The organism is Roseburia sp. AM23-20 (assembly GCF_003470905.1).
In the GTDB taxonomy this organism is placed as follows: Bacteria; Bacillota; Clostridia; order Lachnospirales; family Lachnospiraceae; genus Roseburia; species Roseburia rectibacter.
Genome location: NZ_QRHS01000012.1, coordinates 1 through 21,995, shown reverse-complemented (window position 1 = coordinate 21,995; position 21,995 = coordinate 1). Strand labels below are relative to the sequence as shown.

16 protein-coding genes are annotated in these 21,995 nt (G+C 41.6%); 4 read left to right on the top strand and 12 right to left on the bottom strand.

The genetic code is table 11. The features are described from left to right. Positions 1–57 precede the first annotated feature (57 nt). From mfd to DW650_RS10450, 6 genes are all read right to left on the bottom strand, one after another. Positions 58–3,588 (bottom strand): transcription-repair coupling factor, encoded by a 3,531-nt coding sequence (gene mfd / locus DW650_RS10475; RefSeq protein WP_118209869.1) that lies wholly within the window; start codon positions 3,586–3,588, stop codon positions 58–60. 49 nt (positions 3,589–3,637) lie between these two features. After that, positions 3,638–4,216 (bottom strand): aminoacyl-tRNA hydrolase, encoded by a 579-nt coding sequence (gene pth, locus DW650_RS10470; protein WP_186899368.1) that lies wholly within the window; start codon positions 4,214–4,216, stop codon positions 3,638–3,640. A 60-nt stretch (positions 4,217–4,276) separates the two neighbouring features. Next, the gene (locus DW650_RS10465) at positions 4,277–5,020 is read right to left on the bottom strand and encodes a sugar phosphate nucleotidyltransferase (RefSeq protein WP_118209867.1); all 744 of its coding nucleotides are present in this window, start codon (positions 5,018–5,020) and stop codon (positions 4,277–4,279) included. 1,191 nt (positions 5,021–6,211) lie between these two features. Further along, entirely contained in the window at positions 6,212–6,478 is a 267-nt protein-coding gene (spoVG, locus tag DW650_RS10460) for a septation regulator SpoVG (RefSeq protein WP_117922555.1), read from the bottom strand. Between the two features lie 50 nt (positions 6,479–6,528). Continuing rightward, positions 6,529–7,647 carry a glucose-1-phosphate adenylyltransferase subunit GlgD gene (glgD, locus tag DW650_RS10455; protein ID WP_006856279.1) on the bottom strand — a complete coding sequence of 373 codons (1,119 nt, stop codon included), beginning with the start codon at positions 7,645–7,647 and terminating at the stop codon, positions 6,529–6,531. Then, positions 7,644–8,918 (bottom strand): glucose-1-phosphate adenylyltransferase, encoded by a 1,275-nt coding sequence (locus DW650_RS10450; protein ID WP_199654256.1) that lies wholly within the window; start codon positions 8,916–8,918, stop codon positions 7,644–7,646. Before DW650_RS10450 ends, glgD begins: the two co-directional genes overlap by 4 nt. 266 nt (positions 8,919–9,184) lie before the next feature. Here DW650_RS10450 and murC point away from each other — a divergent pair, with 266 nt between their 5' ends. From murC to DW650_RS10425, 4 genes are all read left to right on the top strand, one after another. Continuing rightward, positions 9,185–10,564 (top strand): UDP-N-acetylmuramate--L-alanine ligase, encoded by a 1,380-nt coding sequence (gene murC, locus DW650_RS10445; RefSeq protein WP_118209866.1) that lies wholly within the window; start codon positions 9,185–9,187, stop codon positions 10,562–10,564. 323 nt (positions 10,565–10,887) lie between these two features. Further along, positions 10,888–12,012, top strand: a complete 1,125-nt coding sequence (locus DW650_RS10435; RefSeq protein WP_118209864.1) for a DnaD domain protein — start codon at positions 10,888–10,890, stop codon at positions 12,010–12,012. A gap of 69 nt (positions 12,013–12,081) precedes the next feature. Beyond that, entirely contained in the window at positions 12,082–13,062 is a 981-nt protein-coding gene (locus tag DW650_RS10430; RefSeq protein ID WP_118209863.1) for an ATP-binding protein, read from the top strand. Between the two features lie 92 nt (positions 13,063–13,154). Continuing rightward, complete coding sequence (locus tag DW650_RS10425) at positions 13,155–14,333, top strand: ribose-phosphate pyrophosphokinase (protein WP_117922559.1); 1,179 nt, start codon at positions 13,155–13,157, stop codon at positions 14,331–14,333. 165 nt (positions 14,334–14,498) lie between these two features. Here DW650_RS10425 and DW650_RS10420 read toward each other — a convergent pair whose 3' ends face one another. The 6 genes from DW650_RS10420 to DW650_RS10395 all read right to left on the bottom strand — a co-directional run bounded on the left by DW650_RS10420 (position 14,499) and on the right by DW650_RS10395 (position 21,363). Then, on the bottom strand, positions 14,499–15,038 hold the full coding sequence (locus DW650_RS10420; protein WP_118209862.1) for a DUF6465 family protein: 540 nt from the start codon (positions 15,036–15,038) through the stop codon (positions 14,499–14,501). Between the two features lie 24 nt (positions 15,039–15,062). Further along, positions 15,063–15,317 carry an HPr family phosphocarrier protein gene (locus tag DW650_RS10415; protein WP_015560179.1) on the bottom strand — a complete coding sequence of 85 codons (255 nt, stop codon included), beginning with the start codon at positions 15,315–15,317 and terminating at the stop codon, positions 15,063–15,065. 192 nt (positions 15,318–15,509) lie between these two features. Beyond that, on the bottom strand, positions 15,510–18,035 hold the full coding sequence (locus tag DW650_RS10410; protein ID WP_118209861.1) for a hypothetical protein: 2,526 nt from the start codon (positions 18,033–18,035) through the stop codon (positions 15,510–15,512). 261 nt (positions 18,036–18,296) lie between these two features. After that, entirely contained in the window at positions 18,297–18,791 is a 495-nt protein-coding gene (locus tag DW650_RS19760) for a hypothetical protein (protein ID WP_199536247.1), read from the bottom strand. Between the two features lie 76 nt (positions 18,792–18,867). Next, positions 18,868–21,111, bottom strand: coding sequence for a glycoside hydrolase family 31 protein (locus DW650_RS10400; RefSeq protein ID WP_118209860.1), 2,244 nt, complete (start codon positions 21,109–21,111; stop codon positions 18,868–18,870). Positions 21,112–21,129: 18 nt separating this feature from the next. Further along, positions 21,130–21,363, bottom strand: coding sequence for a hypothetical protein (locus DW650_RS10395; protein WP_199654254.1), 234 nt, complete (start codon positions 21,361–21,363; stop codon positions 21,130–21,132). Positions 21,364–21,995 lie beyond the last annotated feature (632 nt).

Here is a 21,995-nt window from a genome sequence, read left to right as displayed (position 1 = left end):
TTTCAGATATAGGCAGTCATTCAGTTTATTATAATTCGTTTTATCAAAAGCCGCAAGTTATTTTTCCATCAGCATCTCTCCCGCACGCTTTAAAAATATCTCCATCACATCTTTTGCTTCCACATATTTTTCCCTGGTATTCAGTTTCAGGAAATAAGTAAAATACGGTTCTTTCGCATCCATGGTAAACTTCACATGATTGTTAAAGGATGCTGTAAACTCCGGAATTGCCGCCACATTGATCTTTGCTTTCTCATACAGGGTAAACCGCAGTGCATCACCTTTCTGTGAAATATCCGTGAAATAAAGATGATGTGCCATGGATTTTACCCTTGCAATATAAAGCAGATTTTCGACAGATTTTGGCGGATCTCCAAAACGGTCGATCAGTTCTTCTAACATCTCTTCTGACTCATCCGCAGTCTCAATGCCTGCAATACGCTTATAAATGTCAAGTTTCTGCATCTCGTTCGGAATATATCCCATCGGAATATAAGCATCAATATCAATGTCGATCGAAGTGTCAAAACTTTCAGCAACTTCCATGCCTTTTGCTTCCTTAACCGCTTCATTTAACATTTTACAGTAAAGATCGTATCCGACTGCCTCCATATGCCCATGCTGCTTGGCACCAAGCAGATTTCCCGCACCGCGGATCTCTAAATCCCGCATGGCGATCTTAAAACCGCTTCCAAGCTCCGTATACTCTTTGATCGCAGCCAGCCTTTTTTCTGCTACCTCTTTTAACATCTTATCCCTGCGGTACATTAAAAACGCATATGCTGTCCGGTTCGATCTGCCGACACGTCCACGAAGCTGATAAAGCTGTGACAATCCCATGTTATCCGCATCATGGATGATCATGGTATTCACATTTGAAATATCCAGTCCTGTCTCAATGATCGTTGTGGAGACCAGTACATCAATCTCACCATTAATAAAACGATACATGATATTTTCTAATTCTGTCTCTTTCATCTGTCCATGCGCATAGGCAACATTTGCCTCCGGCACAAGCTCTGCAATTTTAGCTGCCACATCTGCAATCTCTTTCACACGGTTGTATACATAATATGCCTGTCCCCCACGGGAAAGCTCTCTTGAGATTGCTTCGCGTACCAGTTCCTCATTGTATTCCATTACATACGTCTGGATCGGTACACGGTCCATCGGCGGTTCCTCTAATACACTCATATCACGGATTCCGATCAGACTCATATGAAGCGTCCTTGGAATCGGTGTTGCTGTGAGCGTGAGCACATCGATATTTGTCTTTAACTGTTTGATCTTTTCTTTGTGCGTCACACCAAAACGCTGTTCCTCATCAATAATCAAAAGTCCAAGATCCTTATATACCACATCTTTCGACAGCAGTCTGTGTGTCCCGATAATGATATCAACGCTTCCTTTTTTCAATGCCTCCACTGTCTTTTTCTGTTCTGCACTGCTCCGGAAACGACACAAAAGATCAATATTGACCGGAAAATCTTTCATACGCTGCACAAAGTTATTGTAATGTTGTTGCGCTAAGATCGTCGTCGGCACTAAAAAAGCAACCTGTTTTCCGTCCTGCACTGCCTTAAAAGCCGCACGTATCGCAATTTCCGTCTTTCCATACCCGACATCACCACAGATCAGGCGATCCATGATCTTCGTGCTTTCCATATCTTTTTTCGTCGCCTCGATCGCAAGCTCCTGATCTTCCGTCTCTTCAAACGGGAACATTTCCTCAAATTCTCTCTGCCAGACAGTATCCGGTCCATAGACAAATCCATCCTGATCCTGTCTCATTGCGTAAAGTTTCACAAGATCCTGTGCAATCTCTTTTACTGCACCGCGCACCTTCGTCTTGGTCTTATTCCATTCCTGTCCGCCTAATTTATTCAGCTTTGGTTTTTTCGCATCTGCACCGGCATATTTCTGGATCAGTTCTAACTGTGTTGCAAGGATATATAAGTTTCCACCGCCGGCATACTCAATTTTGATATAATCTTTAACCGTCTTATCAACTTCGATCTTTTCGATTCCGCGGTAGATTCCGAGTCCATGATTTTCATGAACAACATAGTCACCAACGTTAAGGTCGGTAAAACTTGCAATTTTTTCTCCCTCATAGGTGCGGCGGTGTTTCTTTTTTTTCTTTTCACTGCCGAAAATATCGCTCTCTGAGATCACAACAAATTTGAGTAACGGATATTCATAACCTTTTTTGATCTTACCGTAACCGGTCATGATCTCACCCGGTTTTACCTCATGGTCGAAGTCTTCTGAATAAAAAGCATTCAGTTCCTCTGCCATCAGATCTTCTGCCAGCCGCTTCGCACGCGTTCTTGATCCGGAAAGCAAAATCACACGGTATCCGTTTTTTTTGTAACGGGTGAGATCTTTGACCAGAAGTTCAAAACTGTTATTGTATGGATTGACCGTCTTTGAGTCGATGGTAAATTTTTCTTTGATATCCACATGACTGTTTTTTAAATCCAGTGCCACCAAAGAAATACATGCCATTGTTTCAATTTTTGCCAGGATTTCCTTACAGGAAAAAAGTTCCCGCATCTGTCCAGGCAGAATATAACCTTTTTCAAGACGCTGTTTCATGCTCTCGGAAAACTCCGTTTCCGTCACCATGCCGCGCTCAATGGAACGTGCCAGCTCATCCACAAAAATAATCGTATTCTCCCTGTTAAAGTAATCAAGTAACGATACTCTTTTCTCACAAAAATACGACAGATACGCGTCAAGTCCTGCACTGATACCTAACTCTCCCGCTTCCTCTGCAATCTGGGCAGCAGTACTTTTTATGCGGTGTGCCTCCTCCGTTTTCATTTCTTTCCGGAGTTTTGCAGATACCTTATCAGCCTCTTTTAAGATCCTTCCGATCCCCGCCTGCCGTTCCTGTGCTGTCAGTACCAGTTCACAGGCAGGATAAATTAAAATTTCCTCCAGATTTTCAATCGATCGCTGGCTTTCCGCATCAAAGGAACGGATAGAGTCAACCTCGTCCCCCCAGAATTCAATTCGAAACGGATTATCTTCTGTCAGTGGAAATATATCTAAAATTCCGCCACGCACCGAAAACTCTCCCATCGTTTCTGCCTGATAGTTTTTTTCGTAACCAAGCTCCACTAAGTGTTTTACCAGTTCTTCGAGATTTAATGTATCCCCGACCGCAACCTTTATCACGGACTGAATAAAATTTTCCGGTACTGGCATTGGATTCATAAGTCCGTCAAATGTAGTTATTATGGTGCACGCCGGTTCTTCTGCAAGCATTTTTAATGCATTGATACGCTCCGCAGTAAGTACATTTCCACGGATATCCGACTGATAAAAAAGGATATCTTTTGCAGGATAATACGCTGCCTTCGGATCAAAGAACCGATATTCTTCATAGATTTCTTTCGCTCTCTGCTCCTGAAACGTAACAATGATCCTGTTTCCAGAACCATTGTTTACACTGTACATAAGATGTGGTTTTGCCGCATCTATACATCCTGAGATCTGCGCGATCCCGCGCAGCTTCTGCACTATCGCACTTAAATTTTCAAATTCTTTCAGCTCTTTTAAAGGTTCCGAAAAAGCTCTCATGATAATCCCCATTCCGGTGTGTGAAAATCTTTATTCACACAAATCCCATTTACGCTTCTTTCTTTTTTACATTATAATGATTCATCGCTGCATCTGTTTCACCGGCAACCATCATTTCAACAGCCTCTACGGCATGCCCGATCGCTTTCTCAACTTCTACGCGGTCTGCGGCATCAAAATGTCCTAACACATGGTCTGCAAGATCCCAGCCCGCCGGTTTTTCCCCGACACCGACTTTGATGCGCAAAAAATTCTGCGTCCCGGTCATCGCAATGATATTTTTGATGCCGTTGTGCCCGCCTGCACTTCCTTTCTTGCGGATGCGCAGATTTCCCGGCGCAAGGCTGATGTCATCATAGATCACGATCATCTCTTCTTCCGGGTCCATCTTGTAATAACTGAGCAGTTCTGCCACACTCTCCCCGCTTAAATTCATATATGTCTGTGGTTTTGCCAGCACAACTTTCACACCGTTTATGACACCTTTTCCACAGAGTGCCTTATGTTTTTTTTCACTGATACTGATATTATATTTCTCTGCAAGCGCATCCATGACATCAAATCCGATATTGTGTCTGGTGTGCTCATACTGTTTTCCCGGATTTCCGAGCCCTACGATCAAAAACATGTATTTCTCCATTTCTGTATCTTTTATCCACCGTGACCGGAATAAATCTTTCCATCCCATTTATTTTGCCTGATTCCGTCTGCGAATGATCTCTGCTGCAGATTTCAACTGCTCCTGGTCATTCACACCCATGATATCCTCCGGATCACTTAATGCAAATGCATCCACTTTTAGTCCTTTGTTCTTTATAATTGTCAGCGTATCCGGCAGATAATATTCACCCTGCGCATTATTCGGCTGGATTTTTTCAAGTGCCTCTTTTAATTCCTTTGTATCAAAAATATACATGCCGGAATTGATCTCATGAGAAGCTCTCTCTTCCTCACTTGCATCTTTGTGCTCTACACTTTTTACGAAATTACCATCTGCATCACGAATGATCCTTCCATATCCGGTCGGATCTTCCACCATGGCGGATAATACGGTAACCGTATTTTTATTCTTTGTATGGTATTCTTTCAAGCGCTTCAATGTTTCCGCGGTGATCAAAGGCGTATCTCCAAACAGGATCATCGTCTGTCCCGCATCTCCTAAGAAATCCTTTGCACAGCGCACTGCATGCCCGGTTCCAAGCTGTTCCTCCTGTAATACAAAGCTGACCTCCTGATGCAGGATCGTCTCCCGTACGACTTCATATTTGTATCCGACAACCAGACAGATGTCCTCTGCCCCTGCTCCGATCGCTGCTTCGATTGCATAATCTACCAGACATTTTCCTTCTATTGTATGTACCACTTTCGGCAGATCTGATTTCATACGTGTTCCTTTACCTGCTGCAAGTATTACCGCTTTTAACTGTTCCATATGTATCCTCCTGCATCTACGTGCTATTTTTCTGATATTGTTCACCATACCATACTGTTTTTCTCATTGCAGTCTATGTTTTATTTTACAGGACTTTCCTGATTTTACAAGTATTTTTCACACCGTCATTATAATAAGCTGCCACCAAATGATGGTTTGTTTATGAAATAAATCGCCCGTCCAAATGGTGTTTCATAGGCTTGTGAATGGCATCTTGCGCAAAGCCGAAGTAATTTTTGTTCCGTTGTACGAAAATAAGAAAAGTCTAGGTATGCCTGATTTAGGTTTTCTCGGAGTGGCGTGACCGGCAACAACGAGTCATCCATGACTCGATGCTGCCTTGTTCTGCCATCCGTGGCAGAACATCACTGTGTGTAGACAGGCATACCAAGATTTTCTAATTTTCTCCCAAAGTCACAAAATTAGCTTCGGCTTTGCGCAAGATGCCAGCCTCCAGGTTATGAACACCATTGGGGCGGGCGGTTCATCTCAAAACTGGGGGCGTAGGTGCGAATTTTCGATATTCGCACAAATGGAAATATGCTTAAAATGCTAATATACTGTATCATTAATATTCAACCTAATGGCTTCCCAGATTTTCCATCTGCTACATTGTATTACATGATTTTTTCGTAAATTTCCAGACCAATAACACAAAATATTTTCAAATGTGTATGGAAATAAAGACACAAAACACTAAAAATTTACGCACCCCCAAAGTTGTAAAATGAGTTCCCCGGCGAAGGGTGGTTCACATCCTTGCGGCTGGCAAATCGCATCAAGCCGGGACTCGTTTTGTGACTTTGGAAGAAAATTAGGCAATCTTAGTCTGCCTGTTCGTAACACAGTGTTGTGCTGCCACGGACGGCAGCACAAGTCCTAATGTGCCCGGACGGCACATTTAGGACGCACACGTCACTCTACCACAACCTAAGCAGGCAGACCTAGATTGCCTTATTTTCGGACAACGAAACAAAACAGTCCCGGCTTGATGCAATTTGCCAATCGTAACCCCCCAGAACCACCCTACACAGGGAAACTCACATCACAACCACAAACCATCATTTGGCGAATCAACTGTTTAACACACACCAAAAAGCGGCTGTAACAACAATCCCCTGTTACAGCCGCTCATTCTTTTTATTCTGCCGACACAACAATCTTCCTCAAAGACCTGCTGCCAAAAGCTCCTTACTCCTCAGCAGCTAATGTCTCCTCGTACTTTTCCAAGATCAGTTTCTGAATCCGTTCTCTTGTACCAGAGTTGATCGGATGTGCAATATCGCGGTATTCTCCATCCGCAGCCTTGCGGCTTGGCATTGCAATAAAAAGACCTTTTTCCCCTTCAATGATCTTGATATCATGTACCACGAACTCTTCATCGATCGTGATTGAAACTACCGCTTTCATCTTGCCTTCTTTTTCTACTTTTCTGATCCTCACGTCCGTTATCTGCATGTCTTATGTCCCCCTTTAAGTTGTTTTACCCTTGTCCCGAAAATGCATTTTTACAACACGTAGCGCTCATTGTTCTCAGAAACAATCTTGATACCATTGTCTCCACAATAATATGTATTTGCTTTCAATGTGTCCCTGCTCTCCACGATACAGTTCTCGATATGTGTATTATCGCCAATATATACATCATTTAAGATAATAGAGTTTTTAATTACACAGTTCTTGCCAACAAATACTTTTTTGAACAGGATAGAATTTTCCACTTTGCTGTTCACGATACATCCGCTCGCGATCAGGCTGTTCCGCACATCAGAGCCTGCATTATATTTTGCAGGTGGGAGATCATCAACCTTTGAATAGATCTTCGGCTCATCATGGAAAAAGTATCTGCGTACCTCCGGTTTCAGGAAATCCATATTTGTCTGGTAATAAGACTCAACAGTTGCGATGTTGCTCCAGTATTCTTTCATCTTGTAACCATAGATACGCTTCATATTTTTATAACGAATCAGAATATCCGTAACAAAATCCCAGCGTCCTTCCTCTGCACTGCGCTCTAACATCTCGATCAACTGTCTTCTGCGCACGATATAAATACCGGTAGAAATGGTGTTAGACTGGGATACCATCGGTTTCTCTTCAAATTCTACGATCCTGGAATCTTCATTCATCCGTACCACACCAAAACGGCTTACATCCACATCCGGTGCCATATCTTTGCACACTACCGTGATATCCGCTTTCTTTTCGATATGATATTCAAGTACTTTATTGTAATCAATCTTATAAACACAATCACCGCTCGTAATGATGACATACGGTTCATGGCGTTTCTTTAAGAAGCTGATATTCTGATACATGGCATCTGCCGTTCCGCGATACCACCAGCTGTTATCAACCGTAACTGTCGGGTTAAATACGAACAGTCCACCCTGTTTTCTTCCGAAATCCCACCATTTTGAGGAACTCAGATGCTCATTTAAGGATCTGGCGCTGTACTGTGTCAGTACTGCAACTGTCTGTATATGCGAATTGCTCATATTGCTGAGTGCAAAATCAATGCTGCGATAGCTGCCTCCGACAGGCATTGCTGCAATCGCTCTTTTATTGGATAGTTCCTGCATACGGCTGTTATTACCGCCAGCTAAAATAATACCTATTGCCTTCATTCTGAGTCACCTGCCTTAATAATTGCTTCACCGCTTCCAAGAATTCCATCCGGATAATCTTCTTTTTCCGTAACTCCGGAAATTGCCGTATTCTTTCCTATCTGAACGCCATCCGGCACCACGGAATCTTCACCTATTGTTACAAGACCAAAAGAATATATACTTGCATTCAGCTTGTTCGGTGCTTCCTCACCGACTCCAAGCACCACATTGTTACCAATATGGCAGTTTTCTGCAACGATTGACTTATCTATCGTGACACCTTCACCAATCTGTGTCCCTTTCATAATTATTGAATTCCTTACTACACTGCCTTTACCGATCGTAACACCTGCACCGATGACAGAACTGTGCACTTCTCCATATATTTCAGATCCCTCACCGATAATACTCTTCTCAACCACAGAATCTTCTGACAGATACTGCGGTTCAATGATATCGCTCTTTGTGTAGATCTTCCAGTATTCTTCATACAGATTGAACTCCGGGATCAGATCGATGAGTTCCATATTGGCTTCCCAATAGGAGCCTAAGGTTCCAACATCCTTCCAGTAACCATTAAATTCATAGGCGAAAAGACGTTTTCCTCTCTCATGGCAGTATGGAATAATATGCTTGCCGAAATCACAGCCACTCTGGTCTTTCATGGCATGTAATGCTTCCTTCAAAACATTCCAGCTGAAAATATAGATTCCCATGGATGCAAGATTGCTTCTCGGCTCTGCCGGTTTCTCCTCAAAATCCTGTATTTTTTTATTTTCATCCGCGATCACGATTCCAAACCTGCTTGCTTCTTCGATCGGTACCGGCATTGTTGCAATCGTTACATCTGCATGATTTTCTTTATGGAAATCGAGCATTACCTCATAATCCATCTTATAAATATGGTCACCTGATAAGATCAGGACATATTCCGGATTATAGCTCTCCATGTAATTCATATTCTGGTAGATTGCATTTGCTGTTCCACTGTACCACTCGCTGTTATTGCTCTTCTCATAAGGTGGAAGCACCGTTACACCGCCATTGTTACGGTCAAGATCCCACGGAATACCGATTCCGATATGGGTATTTAAACGTAACGGCTGATACTGTGTCAGAACACCAACGGTATCAATTCCTGAATTAATACAGTTGCTGAGTGGGAAATCGATAATACGATACTTTCCTCCAAACGCAACTGCGGGTTTGGCAACCTTTGCTGTAAGCACTCCAAGACGGCTGCCCTGTCCTCCAGCCAATAGCATGGCTATCATTTCTTTTCGAATCACGTCAATCACCTCTCGTCACTTTCTAGTCAATCTATTCCTTTTGGTATTTTTAATTATACCACACTCCAAATCTCATGTACATCATTTTTCACAATATTTTTTTTTGATTTTACATATTTTTGACACATTGCACAAATTGATAAAATTTTATCTACAATTCTTTTTTTCTGTCGAAAAGATTTTTCCTCAAAAGAATTTGCAAATTGATTCCATACGGGTATAATGAAACAAACAGAATTATTAATAAAACAGGCAGGTATCAATAAATGTATAAAATCAATTTCAACCAGCCGCTGCACATCCATTTCATCGGGATCGGCGGTATCAGCATGAGTGGTCTTGCTGAGATACTTTTAGAAGAACATTTTACCATCTCAGGATCTGACACAAAGGAATCCGGACTGACCAGACATTTAGAGCACATGGGTGCCCGTATTTTTTACGGTCAGAAGGCCGAAAACCTTAGCGATGACATTGATCTTATCGTCTACACCGCAGCCATCCGTGAAGACAATCCGGAATACGCGGCCGCAAAAGAGAGCAGCATCCCAATGTTAAGCCGTGCAGAACTGCTTGGCCAGATCATGGACAATTACAACAATTCCATCGCCGTTGCCGGTACCCACGGAAAAACGACGACCACATCCATGATCAGTCAGATCCTTCTTGCCGCAAATGCAGATCCTACTATTTCCGTGGGTGGGATTTTAAAAGCCATCGACGGCAATATAAAAGTAGGCAAGTCCGATATTTTTGTATCCGAAGCGTGCGAATATACCAACAGTTTTCTTCATTTTTATCCACGCTACAGTGTCATTTTAAACGTGGAAGCGGAACACCTTGACTTCTTTAAAGATATTCAGGACATCCGCAATTCATTCCGAAAATTTGCAGGAAATACAAAAAAAGACGGTGCGATCATTATCAACGGTGAAATTGAAAATTACACCGAGCTTACAGATGGTTTAGATCCCAAGGTGATCACTTTCGGTCTGAATGACTCCTGCGACTATTATCCGTCCGATGTTACATTTGATGAGACAGCATGTGCTTCCTTTACAGCTATGCATCACGGTTCTCCGGTCATGGATGTCAAACTGCATGTTCCAGGCATGCACAATATCTCAAATGCGCTTGCAGCGATTGCACTTACACTTGACCTTGGCATTTCAAAGGATGCGATCCTCGCCGGTTTATCCGCTTTCGGAGGTGCAGACCGTCGTTTTGAATATAAAGGATGTGTGGATGGCGTTACTATCATTGATGATTATGCGCATCATCCGACAGAGATCCGTGCAACATTAACTGCTGCAAAGAATTATCCGCACAAACGTCTGGTCTTAGCTTTCCAGCCGCACACTTATTCCAGGACAAAAGCATTTTTAGATGACTTTGCAGATGTGCTTTCCATGGCTGACGTAGTCGTTCTTGCAGATATCTATGCTGCCCGCGAGAAAAATACTTACGGAATCAGCTCGAAAGATATCCTTGAAAAATTAAAGGACAAAGGAACAGAATGTTATTATTTCCCTTCCTTTGAAGAAATCGAGAAATTTTTATTGAAAAAATGTATAAACGGTGATCTGTTGATAACTATGGGTGCCGGAGATATCGTAAACGTTGGTGAACACCTTCTTGGCAGATAAGTTATCCACATTATCCACATTCGATTGGGGAAAACTTCAACCATCGAATGTGGATTTTTCTTGTCGACATAACATGTCCCTCTTTTATTGTTCCGTTTTCTTTCATGTCCCTTGTTTTCTGTATTTTGTCACAGTTGCCATCACTTTCGTTTTTTATGTATTCACTTTTTATCCACATTATCCACATTCCCCTTAACCCTTGATTTTACAGCATTTGTATTCAAAATTGTTCTTCTCTTTTTTCTTTTCCTATGCTATAATTTGTGGCGCAGCAAATATTTATGCTTATACTTTTAGAATATTATCGAAAGAGGGTTTCCTTCATGGCTAAAATACTAATCCACAGTGACAGCGCATCTTCTGCCACGAGTGTATCGAATATTTTTATTGATGAATATATGTCTGACGCAAATGGAGAATTTGTAAAGATCTACCTGTACCTGCTGCGTCTGATGAATGCCCCGGATTCCGCTTTTTCGATTTCTTCCATTGCAGATAAATTCGAACACACAGAAAAAGATGTAAAACGTGCCTTAAGTTATTGGGAACGCATGCATCTTTTGCGTCTGGAATACGATACAGATCATAACTTAACCGGTGTGTGCCTTATTGATTCTGCATCCAGGGATAAAACTGATGTAACCGGCGAATTTTCAGAAAATGAATCTGCCGCAGAGGCACCCGACTCAAACAGCATTTCATCATCTGCAGACGAATACACCTCCTCAGATGATGATGGTATTTCTTCTGCAGATACGGAAAATTTTCCTCCAAAGAGGGATTACACCCGCGATGAATTAAAGCAGTTTCAGGAAAATGACCAGATCGCAGAACTTCTTTTTATTACAGAACGCTATCTCGGACGCCCTCTCAGCCAGACTGATACAAACACGCTTTTGTATTTATATGAAGAACTTTCTTTTTCACCGGATCTGATCGAATATCTGGTGGAATACTGCGTAAGCAAAAACCATACTGCGATCCGCTACATCGAAGCTACGGCGTTGAAATGGGCAGAAAGCGGTATCCGGACTGTAACCTCCGCCAAACAGGAAGCAAAGATCCACAGTCCGGCTTATTATGCAGTAATGCGTTCCTTTGGCATTACCGGAAGGAATCTCGTTCCATCTGAAACAGACTTCATTGAAAAATGGCGTTCCGAGTATGGTTTTTCCATCGACATCATCTGTGCGGCATGTCAGCAGACCATACAGAGTATCCATCAGCCGAGTTTTCCTTACACGGATAAAATGCTTTCGAACTGGCGTAAATTAAACGTACATACCATGGAAGATGTAAAACGTTTAAATCTTGAACATAAAGAACGTGCAAAGACTTCCGCACAGGAAGCGGCTGGTTCAAAAAATAAGTTCAACAACATCGGACACCGTTCCTATGAATATGATGAGCTTGAAAAAATGTTACTGACAACCAATTCAAAACGCTGATACCATAGAATAGTATGAAAATATTGTCTTCATACTAAAACAGGCAAAAATGGAGATTAGGATAAGAACATGCCTCTGACAAATTCGCAATATGACGAGATCATACGGGCATACGATGCCCGACAGTTAAAAAATGAACATGACAGGGAAGAACGGACACGCTATGCCTACATCAAGATTCCGCGTCTCCGCGAGATTGATGATGCCATCGCAACCTGTTCCGTTGCACAGGCAAAGAAGCTCTTAGACGGCGATACCAAAGCTCTTCATACCTTAAAAGAACAGATTGCCTCCTACCGCAGTGAGAAAAAGGATCTTCTAAAAAAAGCCGGTCTGGCTGCTGATTATCTGGAGACTTCTTATGAATGCCCGGATTGTAAGGACACCGGTTTTATCGACGGGAAACGCTGCCACTGTTTTACACAGGCTGCGATCGATCTGGTCTATACCCAGTCGAATTTAAAAAGCATCCTGCTCCGTGAGAATTTTTCCACATTTTCTTTTGACTATTATTCTGATAAAGACATAAATCCTGCAACCGGGTTATCATCTTTGGCAACAGCAAAAGATGCTGTCGCAAAATGTCACGACTTTATCGATCACTTTGATGATACATTTTCCAATCTTTACTTTTACGGAGATACCGGTATCGGCAAAACTTTTCTGTCAAACTGCGTTGCGAAAGAGCTGATGGATCACGGTCATTCTGTAATTTACTTTACGGCGTTCCAATTATTTGATATATTAAGCAAGGGTGTATTTGCAAAAGATGAAGATGCGATTGCCGCAAATGAAAATATTTTTACATGCGATCTTCTGATCATAGATGATCTTGGCACAGAGCTTACAAATTCTTTTACAACTTCCCAGTTGTTTTTATGTTTAAACGAAAGAATCCTGCACCGGAAATCAACCATCATTTCCACAAATCTCGGATTATCACAGCTTACCGATCTGTATTCGGAGCGAATCTTATCGAGAATCATGGATAATTATGTTCTGATCAAATTATTCGGGGAAGATATCAGGATGCAGAAGCGGAGACGTTAATCATTGCAACAGACACACGATACTTTTTCTGCCTTCAATTAGAGCAATCTATTGAAATACATGTAAACAAATTTTTATGGAGGAACCATTCAATGCCAAACGATGAAAGAAACCTAGAAACCTTACCTGATGGAGCACTTGGTCTGATCCCGCTTGAGAGCTGCAAAGAGCTTGGTCTGAAAGTAGACAAGTATCTGGTCGGCTGGAGAGAAAAAAGACAGCATCAGCATGCATCTGATCTTGCCTTCAAGGATTACCGCCGCGATTCTTACATCATCTCTACCGCTGTTCCGCGTTTCGGAACCGGTGAAGCAAAAGGTGTGATCAAAGAATCTGTTCGTGGATACGATCTGTACCTGATGGTCGATGTGACAAATTACAGCCTTACCTACTCTGTATGCGGTCATGAAAATCACATGTCACCGGATGATCACTATGCAGATTTAAAACGTATCATTGCAGCCGTTGGCGGTAAAGCAAGACGTATCACAGTCATCATTCCTTTCTTATATGAAAGCCGTCAGCACAAACGTACTTCCCGCGAATCCTTAGATTGTGCTTTAGCATTACAGGAACTGACTGCAATGGGTGTAGACAACATCATCACATTTGATGCTCATGATCCACGTGTCCAGAATGCAATTCCATTAAAAGGCTTTGAAACTGTACAGCCTGCATACCAGTTTGTAAAAGGCATCCTGCGTGAAGTGACTGACTTAAAGATCGATTCTGATCATATGATGGTAATCAGCCCGGATGAAGGCGGTACGAACCGTGCTGTATATCTTGCAAGCGTTCTCGGTTTAGATGTCGGTATGTTCTATAAGAGACGTGATTACAGCCGTATCGTAGACGGACGTAACCCGATCGTTGCACATGAATTCTTAGGTTCCTCCGTGGAAGGAAAAGACGTTATCATTATTGATGACATGATCTCTTCCGGTGAAAGTATGATCGATGTTGCAACTGAATTAAAGAAACGTAAAGCAAACCGTATCTTCGTTGTTGCAACTTTCGGACTCTTCACAAACGGTTTAGAAAAATTTGATCAGGCAGTTGCTGATGGTATCATCTACAAAGTCGTTACTACAAACCTTACTTATCAGACACCTGAGCTCTTATCCAAACCTTATTACATCAGCTGTGATATGAGTAAATACATCGCTTATATCATTGATACCTTAAACCATGATTCTTCCATCAGCGATCTGTTAAACCCGTATGACAGAATCGAACGTCTGGTATCCAAATACAAAGCAGAGCAGAAATAATCCTGAAATACTTTTCAAAAGCCGGTACTTTTTGTGCCGGCTTTTCTTTACAAATAACAGGATGCCTTCATTCCATGATCATGAATTAAAAAAGGAACCTCAGTACTTTTTGGTACATCGGTTCCTTCTATTTCACTTCTATGTATTTGTGTCTTACAGACTTATTTAAAACAGATCAACTCTTCCTGCAAACTTCTGGTTGATCACATAATATGCTGCAAATTCTTCCGGTTTTAAATATACCTGAAGACTCTTGATAGATGATGCTCTGTGACCCTCTGCAACAAACTCATTTTTTGCTTTCTCGATCACATCTGCAACGATCGCTTCATTTCCCTGATACTGAATAAATACTTCCGGAACTAATTCTTCCTTTGCTGCTTTCGCTGCCGCTTTCTTTGCTGCTCTTGAAGGTTTCTTCTCTTTTACAGGTTTTGCTGTTTCCTTTTTCTCGACAACTGGTTTTGTTGACGATGCAGCCTTTGCTGCTGTCATTTCTTCTACTGCTTCTTTAACTGCTGTTGTTTTCTCAGCTACTGCTGCTTTTACCTCAGTTGCAGATTCTTTTACAACTGTTTTTGCTGTTGCTGCCACATTCTTTGCTGCCTGCAATACTTCTGCCTGCTTTTCGTTTGTCTTTGGCTCTGCTGTTTTTACAACATTAGTTTTTGTTGCATTATTTTTTGCTATAGTTTCTTTTGCCATAATGAATTCCCTCCTCAACAAAAATTACTCACAAACTAAAAACTTCTCCATTGCGTCTAATGCTTCTTCTTCATCGCTTCCTTCTGCAACGATATTGACAGTCATACCTTTTGAAGGATTAAATGCCATAATTCCCATGATACTCTTTGCATTGATCCGGCGGTTATTGCTCTCAAGGATAATCTCACTGTCATAGCGGCATGCCACCTGAACCAGTTCTGCAATCGGATTATCGTGTTCTTTAGAAACATTCGAAACCACTACTTCTTTTCTGCTCATATTCATCCTCTTCCTCTTTTCAAGTACTTCTCAAAATATAACCCATTCGACTTTAATTTGCAATACGTCTCACTTAAATCTGTTAAAGTTCAACGAACTATTCTATGGAAGCACTGTTTTTTTATGCAGTTTTCTCGTTTTTTTCATGTATATATACTTACAATGTGTCTGTATATCCGCATTTTTGTTCTTTTACTTGAGGTATGTGAAAAATACATTTCCGGCTTCCTTAAAAACTTCATCCGCATCTGTCAGGCTCTGCTTAAAATTACTTCCGGTTGACGGATCAAAGATAATGACATTATTGGCATCATAGCCTACCACAAGTACCGCTTCATCGCTTCCCGTCATCGCAAATACAGGATTACCACAGCTTACATAGTAAAGGACTTCCTCCACACTGCATCCTGTCAGATCTAAAATTCTTGCATCTTTCATGGTATTGCTCAGGATATTCTTTGGTGTTTCTCCGCCTGCGATCAATGCACTTACACTGATATTAATTCCCTCCTTTTCAAGCATTGCATTGATACACTGCGCAATGCTGTTAGAGGATGCATCTTCCGCGCCAACCGCAATATCGGAAAGAGCCGGTCTGATCGCATCTCTGGAACGTTTCCAGATATATTCCTGATCTTTTCCTACCACAACTCCCATATTTTCATTCGCTTTTGTGATCGCATCTGCCACCTGATCTGTAGTATAGACCACATCACCTTTTACATAAACATAATATTTCCTACTATCACCCTTATCCTCAAGTGTGAGTGTACGCTCCTGCTCTAATATGGTTTCTCTCGGAGTAAGCAGCCTCGGAGCCTTCGCCCCTACAGTTTCCGGCAGAGATATTTCAAACTGGGTTTCTTTGCTGTCGGAATTACTGCTTACAATGGAAACAATTTTATTTCCATCTCCCTCCCTGTTCATGATCATATCCTGATCTGCATCAACATAGGCGGTTCCATTATACTGGATGCGGTTTAAATACATAGTATAATCATCAATATCAACACCTGATACATAATAACCATTTTTTTCATAAGTTTTTAACACAGATGGTTCATCGGACGACACATCCAGAATTTTAATCTGATACATCGGAAAAATAACATTCCCGGCAGCTTCTGTTGATACATCTGCAGCATTCGCTACACCATATACAAAATCATCTCCCATAAATCCAAGCGGTTTTACATATTTGCTGCTTCCTTCTGTTATCGTTGTTATTTTTTCATTCGAAAAGTTTATGAGACAGATCGTATCACTCTGTCCATTCTGGCTGCCTTTTGTCCATGCAAAATAGCGGTCAGACTCCGAAACTGCATATATTTCCTTATCCAGTCCTTTTATCAGCTCTTTCATTTCCAATGTACTAAGATCTATCCCATATACACTGCCGTCCACCATCAGATATAATTCTCCGCCCTCATTCACATACATCAGCTGACCAAGTTCTGATTTCATAACTTCATATGCTTTATCGGAAGAAATGAATGCCAGTTCTTCGTTTGTATTTGAAAGACTGTCATAATGATTTACCTGTATTCCCACTTCCCCCTCGTGGCTTCCGCGGTTCATATAACCATACACGATATAATCAAGGCTCCCTGCCTCATCAATCCGGACGATCTTGATATCATGTTCGCCATAATTTTCGCGGCTGTCAATTCCTTCATATCCGCGGAAACTGAATACTTTTGCAAGCGTATTTTCTGTCTCGTTATAGCTCCACAGCTCCCCCTCCTGTACAAAGGCTACTGTAGTCCCAGTCTCATTTGCCTGATACTCCACATTTCCCGAACGTATTCCAAGCTCAATATAATTATCAAAAAAGTTGACATTTTCCCCACGGAAGATCTGATTCATACGGCGTTCAAAATTAAGCAGATACATACGGCTGCTCGTATAACGCACACGATAATATTCTTCTACATTATAATATTCGCTCTCGCCGTCCTCCCCGATACTCGTTACAACATAATCCAGCACGATCACATTATAAGTATCTGTGATCTCTTTTATCGATGGCACTGGTGTCGTTAACTGCTCTCCGTTAAAATCTGCCCATGCAAGCTGTTTCAACGAAGAATTTAACGAAACAAACTGTAAGGTGGTATTATCCCCGGTCGTTTTTTCCATGTACGTTGACAACGTTCCCGACGTTTCACTATTAAATGTGGTATTATGAAACTCCTTAACAAATTTCAGGGATTCATCTATATGCGCATTCTGCATCTCCACGATTCTTGTATAATAATAGATCACATCATTCCCGCTCTCTAAATTAATGAGCAGTAAATATTCTTCCCCCTCCTGAAGAAGATTCTGAATTTCCAGTTCCGCTCTGATCATACCTTTTTTTTCATCGTAGGAACTGACATCTGCATTAGCGATCAGTCTCTCCCCATCAAGACTCCGTATTTCATAAGATATAGCATCTATACTCGTCTCATACGTCTGAATTGTAACCGGGAGTTTTCTGTCTTTTCCGATCGGCGTGATCGTATCGCGCATGCTTGCGGCATTCATTTTTGTACGATATCCATGTAATTCATTGATTTCCTGTTCGCTGCTCTCTAATGAAATAACCGGTAACGTAGCATTTTTCATTTCTGTTGTCAGATCTTCATTGACATGATTTGTCATCATACTAAATATTCCGACCGCCACAAAAAAAATGACGGTCAGTACGACTGCCTTAATTGCACCTTTCTGCACGATATTATCTCCTTGCTCTATGTGAATGAAATATATTTTCTCTGTTAAACCGCAAAAAAAGCGATAGCTATATTGTATGCATTTTTTTTCAAATCCGCAATGCCTATTGCCGATTCTTTTAGAAAATTTAAGATATCAAGTAAGAAAGAATCCTGCCCGGAGGGCTTTTTATGTAATAGGCACTTTCAACGAATTTTCCTATTACACAAAAAAAGGGCACCTCACATCGAGGTACCTGCCCTTTTTCCTGCATCAGCTATTTTACCACCAGCGTCTGCATCTTCTGTGTCTGCAGCGCCGTTTATACATCTCGTTATTTAATAATACCCCGATCAGACTCCTCATATCATCATGTCCTCTGGGCGGTGGAGGCGGCATCCCCGGTCCTGGTGGCGGCGGTGGAGGCATTCCCGGTCCTGGCGGTGGATTCATTCCACCCCAGTACTGTTCTGCCTCAACATTATTTTCTTCTCCTGCCACCTTACGGTAAATCCGCTCTGCCACCTGCTCTAACATCAGACGATCCGGATATTCGTCAAACATCAGGCTTCCCTCATACTCCATTTTATCGCACTCATCTTCCACGTAAGAAAGGATCGTCTTTACCTCTTTCGGATAAAGCTCTTTCATGCGTTCCATATCTTTTTCATATTCCATTTCCGTAAGATACAGATTCTGCATCGGATAACTCATGTAAAATGGCATTTTGGGTACATCCATCTGCATACGGAAAAACTGTTCCTGATTATAGTCCACACATTACTCCTGTCACTAACATCTCTATATCATATGCTTAAGGAATATTTTTGTGTCATCAGCCATACCATAAATCCTACTCAAAAAGAATATTTTTGTATTTTGTGTAACCTTCTTTGTTCATCTGTACGGATGCCTCTTTTTCATTTCCCTTATGCGTAAACATGTACTCATTATAAGCACCATCACGATAAGCAAAATCCTCTCCGTTATCCTGGTAATGCAGGTATGTTCCATCTCCCGGATATATGCGCATTTTCAAGGTATCATACGGCTTTTCACCAACATACTGTGCCAGTTCATAAGTCGGAATCATTCCTCCCTCTTTCACGAACATCGGACAGGTATCAAGCGGTGCATCCACCATGTAATACTGTTTTCCCTGATATGGTTTCTTTGTCTCATAATCATACCAGGTACCTTCCGGAAGATATACGATCTTCTTTGTCTCTCCCTGCTCTAAAACAGGTGCAACAAGAAGATTCTCTCCTACTAAAAATTCACCGTTTAAGTTCCATGTTTCCGGATCATTTTCATAATGCAGAACCAGCGGACGCATAACCGGCAGTCCCGTCAGTTCACACTCGTGGAACAGATCATACAGATACGGAAGCAGCTGATATCTTAATTCTACAAATTTGCGGTAAATGCGAAGCGTTTTCTCATCAAACTGCCATGGCTCCTGGTATGTACTTCCCACGGAAGAATGGTTACGGAACAGTGGTGAAAATGCACCAACCTGAACCCAGCGGCACATCAGTTCCGGTGTACAGTCTGCTCCGAATCCGCCGACGTCTGTTCCTGCAAATGCAATTCCACTCATACCGAGATTGCAGAGTTGTGGGACTGCCATTCTAAGATGTGCCCAGAGGCTCTGGTTATCTCCTGTCCATACCGTAGAGTATTTCTGCGTTCCTGCATAACATGCTCTTGTGATGACAAACGGTCTTCTTTTATCATTTTCCTTTAATCCCTCGTAGGTAGCCTTTGACATCAGATGACCATAAACGTTATGCATTGCTGCATGATCCGTTTTTTGATCCTCATCCGTGAATACTACATCCTGTGGAAGTTCTCCACGGAAACTTGCAGGCTCGTTCATATCATTCCATGTTCCACGTACACCAAGATCAACTAAAAACTTCTGATTGTCCGCCCACCATTTTCTGACATCCGGTTTTCCAAAATCAGGATACACAGCCTCTCCCGGCCACACTTCATTAACGTATACTTCACCTTCCGGTGTTTTTGCAAAATAATCATTCGCAATTCCCTCATCATATTTTGCATATCCCGGATCTAATTTCACACCCGGATCGATGATGCAGACAACCTTAAAACCATCCTCTGCAATTTCTTTTATGATTCCTCCCGGTGCTCCAAAATCCTTTTCATTCCAGGTAAATACGCGATAACCATCCATATAATCGATATCAAAATGAATCGTATCGCACGGTATCTGTAGTTCTCTGTATTTATGCGCCACACGTCTGATATCCTCGGCGGACAGATATCCCCATCTCGACTGATGATGTCCTAATGTCCACAACTGCGGCAATGGTGTCCTGCCGGTCAGATAGGTATAACCTTCCACGATATCCGTCATTTTCTCTCCGGAAATAAAATAGTAATCGAGATTTCCGTTCTCTGCACTGTAATAATAGTATGCATCATTCTCTTTTCCGAGATTAACATGGGATCTGTAGGTATTGTCAAAAAACATTCCAAATACACCTGTCTTTTTTAACGTGATCAGGAATGGAATTGATTTATACAATGCCTTAAAATCGTCCGTGTGCGCCTGCGGAAGATCAGAATTCCAGTTTTCATATTCATAGTTTCTTTTATTTAAAACGCCTGTCTTATCTCCAAGCCCATAGAATTTTTCATCTCCGTCCATCTTCTTTATGACCATGACAGGATCTTCTTTTTCACCATCTGCAGAGACAGCATGTCCTTCAGATTCTAAAGTTGCAAGTGCTTCATCACTTAATCTTGCTTTTTTCTTTCGCTCTCCCCTGAAATCTTCGCATAAAAGTGTACCGTCTTCTTTATAAAAATCAATGAGAAAATCATCATGTACTTCTGCTGTCAGTTTATCTGTTTTAATCTGTACTGCTCCGTTCTCCTCAGAGACTTTTACGGAAACATTCTGTCTTTTATCTCCTTCGATTGCCTTTGAGCGGTGATCTTTTGACTGATACGGAACAAATACATTCATGATCGTATCCGTAACTACTGTGACATATGCCGTTCCATGTTCAAATTCAAACTCTACCGTACTGCTATTGATCTGATAAGAAAGTTTTTTCCCTAACATATATTTCTCCTTTTCTTTTTACATTTTTGCAATATCCTGTAATTCCTGCAACAGATCAAGATCCGACTGCTGCACTTTCATATTTGTTGTGATCGGTTCTGCTCCGGGCTTTGTCACGGTAATCTCAATAATGGTTCCTTCCGTGATGCCGGTCGAAAATACTGCATTTAAAAATGCGGCAAATTTCGGATGGTTTGCCGTGAATTTATTTTTTGCATTCATGATTTTCATAATTGAAGCCGGATTCATCATAGATTGTTCTCCTTTTCCAGTGTATTTTTCGTTTATATTACTTTAGTACCGCCATTATACTATAATATGGAGGATTTGTCCCGAAAAATTACGAAATTTTCTATGCGGTTTCCAAGGTTTCCTTTCATTTTCCGTCACAGAATGGAAAATCGTTTGTCAAAATGATGATTTGTTTATGAAATAAATCGCCCGCCCAAATGGTGTGTTGTAGGTCTGTGAGTGGCTTCTTGCGCAAAGCCGAAGTTAATTTTGGTTTCGTTGTCCGAAAATAAGAAAAGCTAGGTCTGCCTGATTTAGGTTATGGCGGAGTGACGTGACCGGCGTTCAACGAGCCATCCTTGGCTCGTGAAGCCTTGTTCTGCCATCCGTGGCAGAACATCACTGTGTAACTACAGGCAGACCAAGTTTTTCTAATTTTCTCCCAAAGTCACAAAATTACTTCGACTTTGCGCAAGATGCCAGCCTCCAGGTTATGAAACACCATTTGGGTGGGCGGTTCATCTCAAAACTGGGGGCGTAGGTGCGAATTTTTGATATTCATTATGCCTATAATCTGCTTATGATCCTAATGTACTGTATCATTGATATTCAGACTAATGACTTGCCAAAATTTCCATCTGCTACATTGTACT

Excerpts from the sequence above, each read along its gene's own strand:
- mfd (WP_118209869.1), bottom strand. The coding sequence starts at position 3,588 with ATGAGAGCTTTTTCGGAACCTTTAAAAGAGCTGAAAGAATTTGAAAAT.
- pth (WP_186899368.1), bottom strand. The coding sequence starts at position 4,216 with ATGTTTTTGATCGTAGGGCTCGGAAATCCGGGAAAACAGTATGAGCAC.
- DW650_RS10465 (WP_118209867.1), bottom strand. The coding sequence starts at position 5,020 with ATGGAACAGTTAAAAGCGGTAATACTTGCAGCAGGTAAAGGAACACGT.
- spoVG (WP_117922555.1), bottom strand. The coding sequence starts at position 6,478 with ATGCAGATAACGGACGTGAGGATCAGAAAAGTAGAAAAAGAAGGCAAG.
- glgD (WP_006856279.1), bottom strand. The coding sequence starts at position 7,647 with ATGAAGGCAATAGGTATTATTTTAGCTGGCGGTAATAACAGCCGTATG.
- murC (WP_118209866.1), top strand. The coding sequence starts at position 9,185 with ATGTATAAAATCAATTTCAACCAGCCGCTGCACATCCATTTCATCGGG.
- DW650_RS10435 (WP_118209864.1), top strand. The coding sequence starts at position 10,888 with ATGGCTAAAATACTAATCCACAGTGACAGCGCATCTTCTGCCACGAGT.
- DW650_RS10430 (WP_118209863.1), top strand. The coding sequence starts at position 12,082 with ATGCCTCTGACAAATTCGCAATATGACGAGATCATACGGGCATACGAT.
- DW650_RS10425 (WP_117922559.1), top strand. The coding sequence starts at position 13,155 with ATGCCAAACGATGAAAGAAACCTAGAAACCTTACCTGATGGAGCACTT.
- DW650_RS10420 (WP_118209862.1), bottom strand. The coding sequence starts at position 15,038 with ATGGCAAAAGAAACTATAGCAAAAAATAATGCAACAAAAACTAATGTT.
- DW650_RS10415 (WP_015560179.1), bottom strand. The coding sequence starts at position 15,317 with ATGAGCAGAAAAGAAGTAGTGGTTTCGAATGTTTCTAAAGAACACGAT.
- DW650_RS10400 (WP_118209860.1), bottom strand. The coding sequence starts at position 21,111 with ATGTTAGGGAAAAAACTTTCTTATCAGATCAATAGCAGTACGGTAGAG.
- DW650_RS10395 (WP_199654254.1), bottom strand. The coding sequence starts at position 21,363 with ATGATGAATCCGGCTTCAATTATGAAAATCATGAATGCAAAAAATAAA.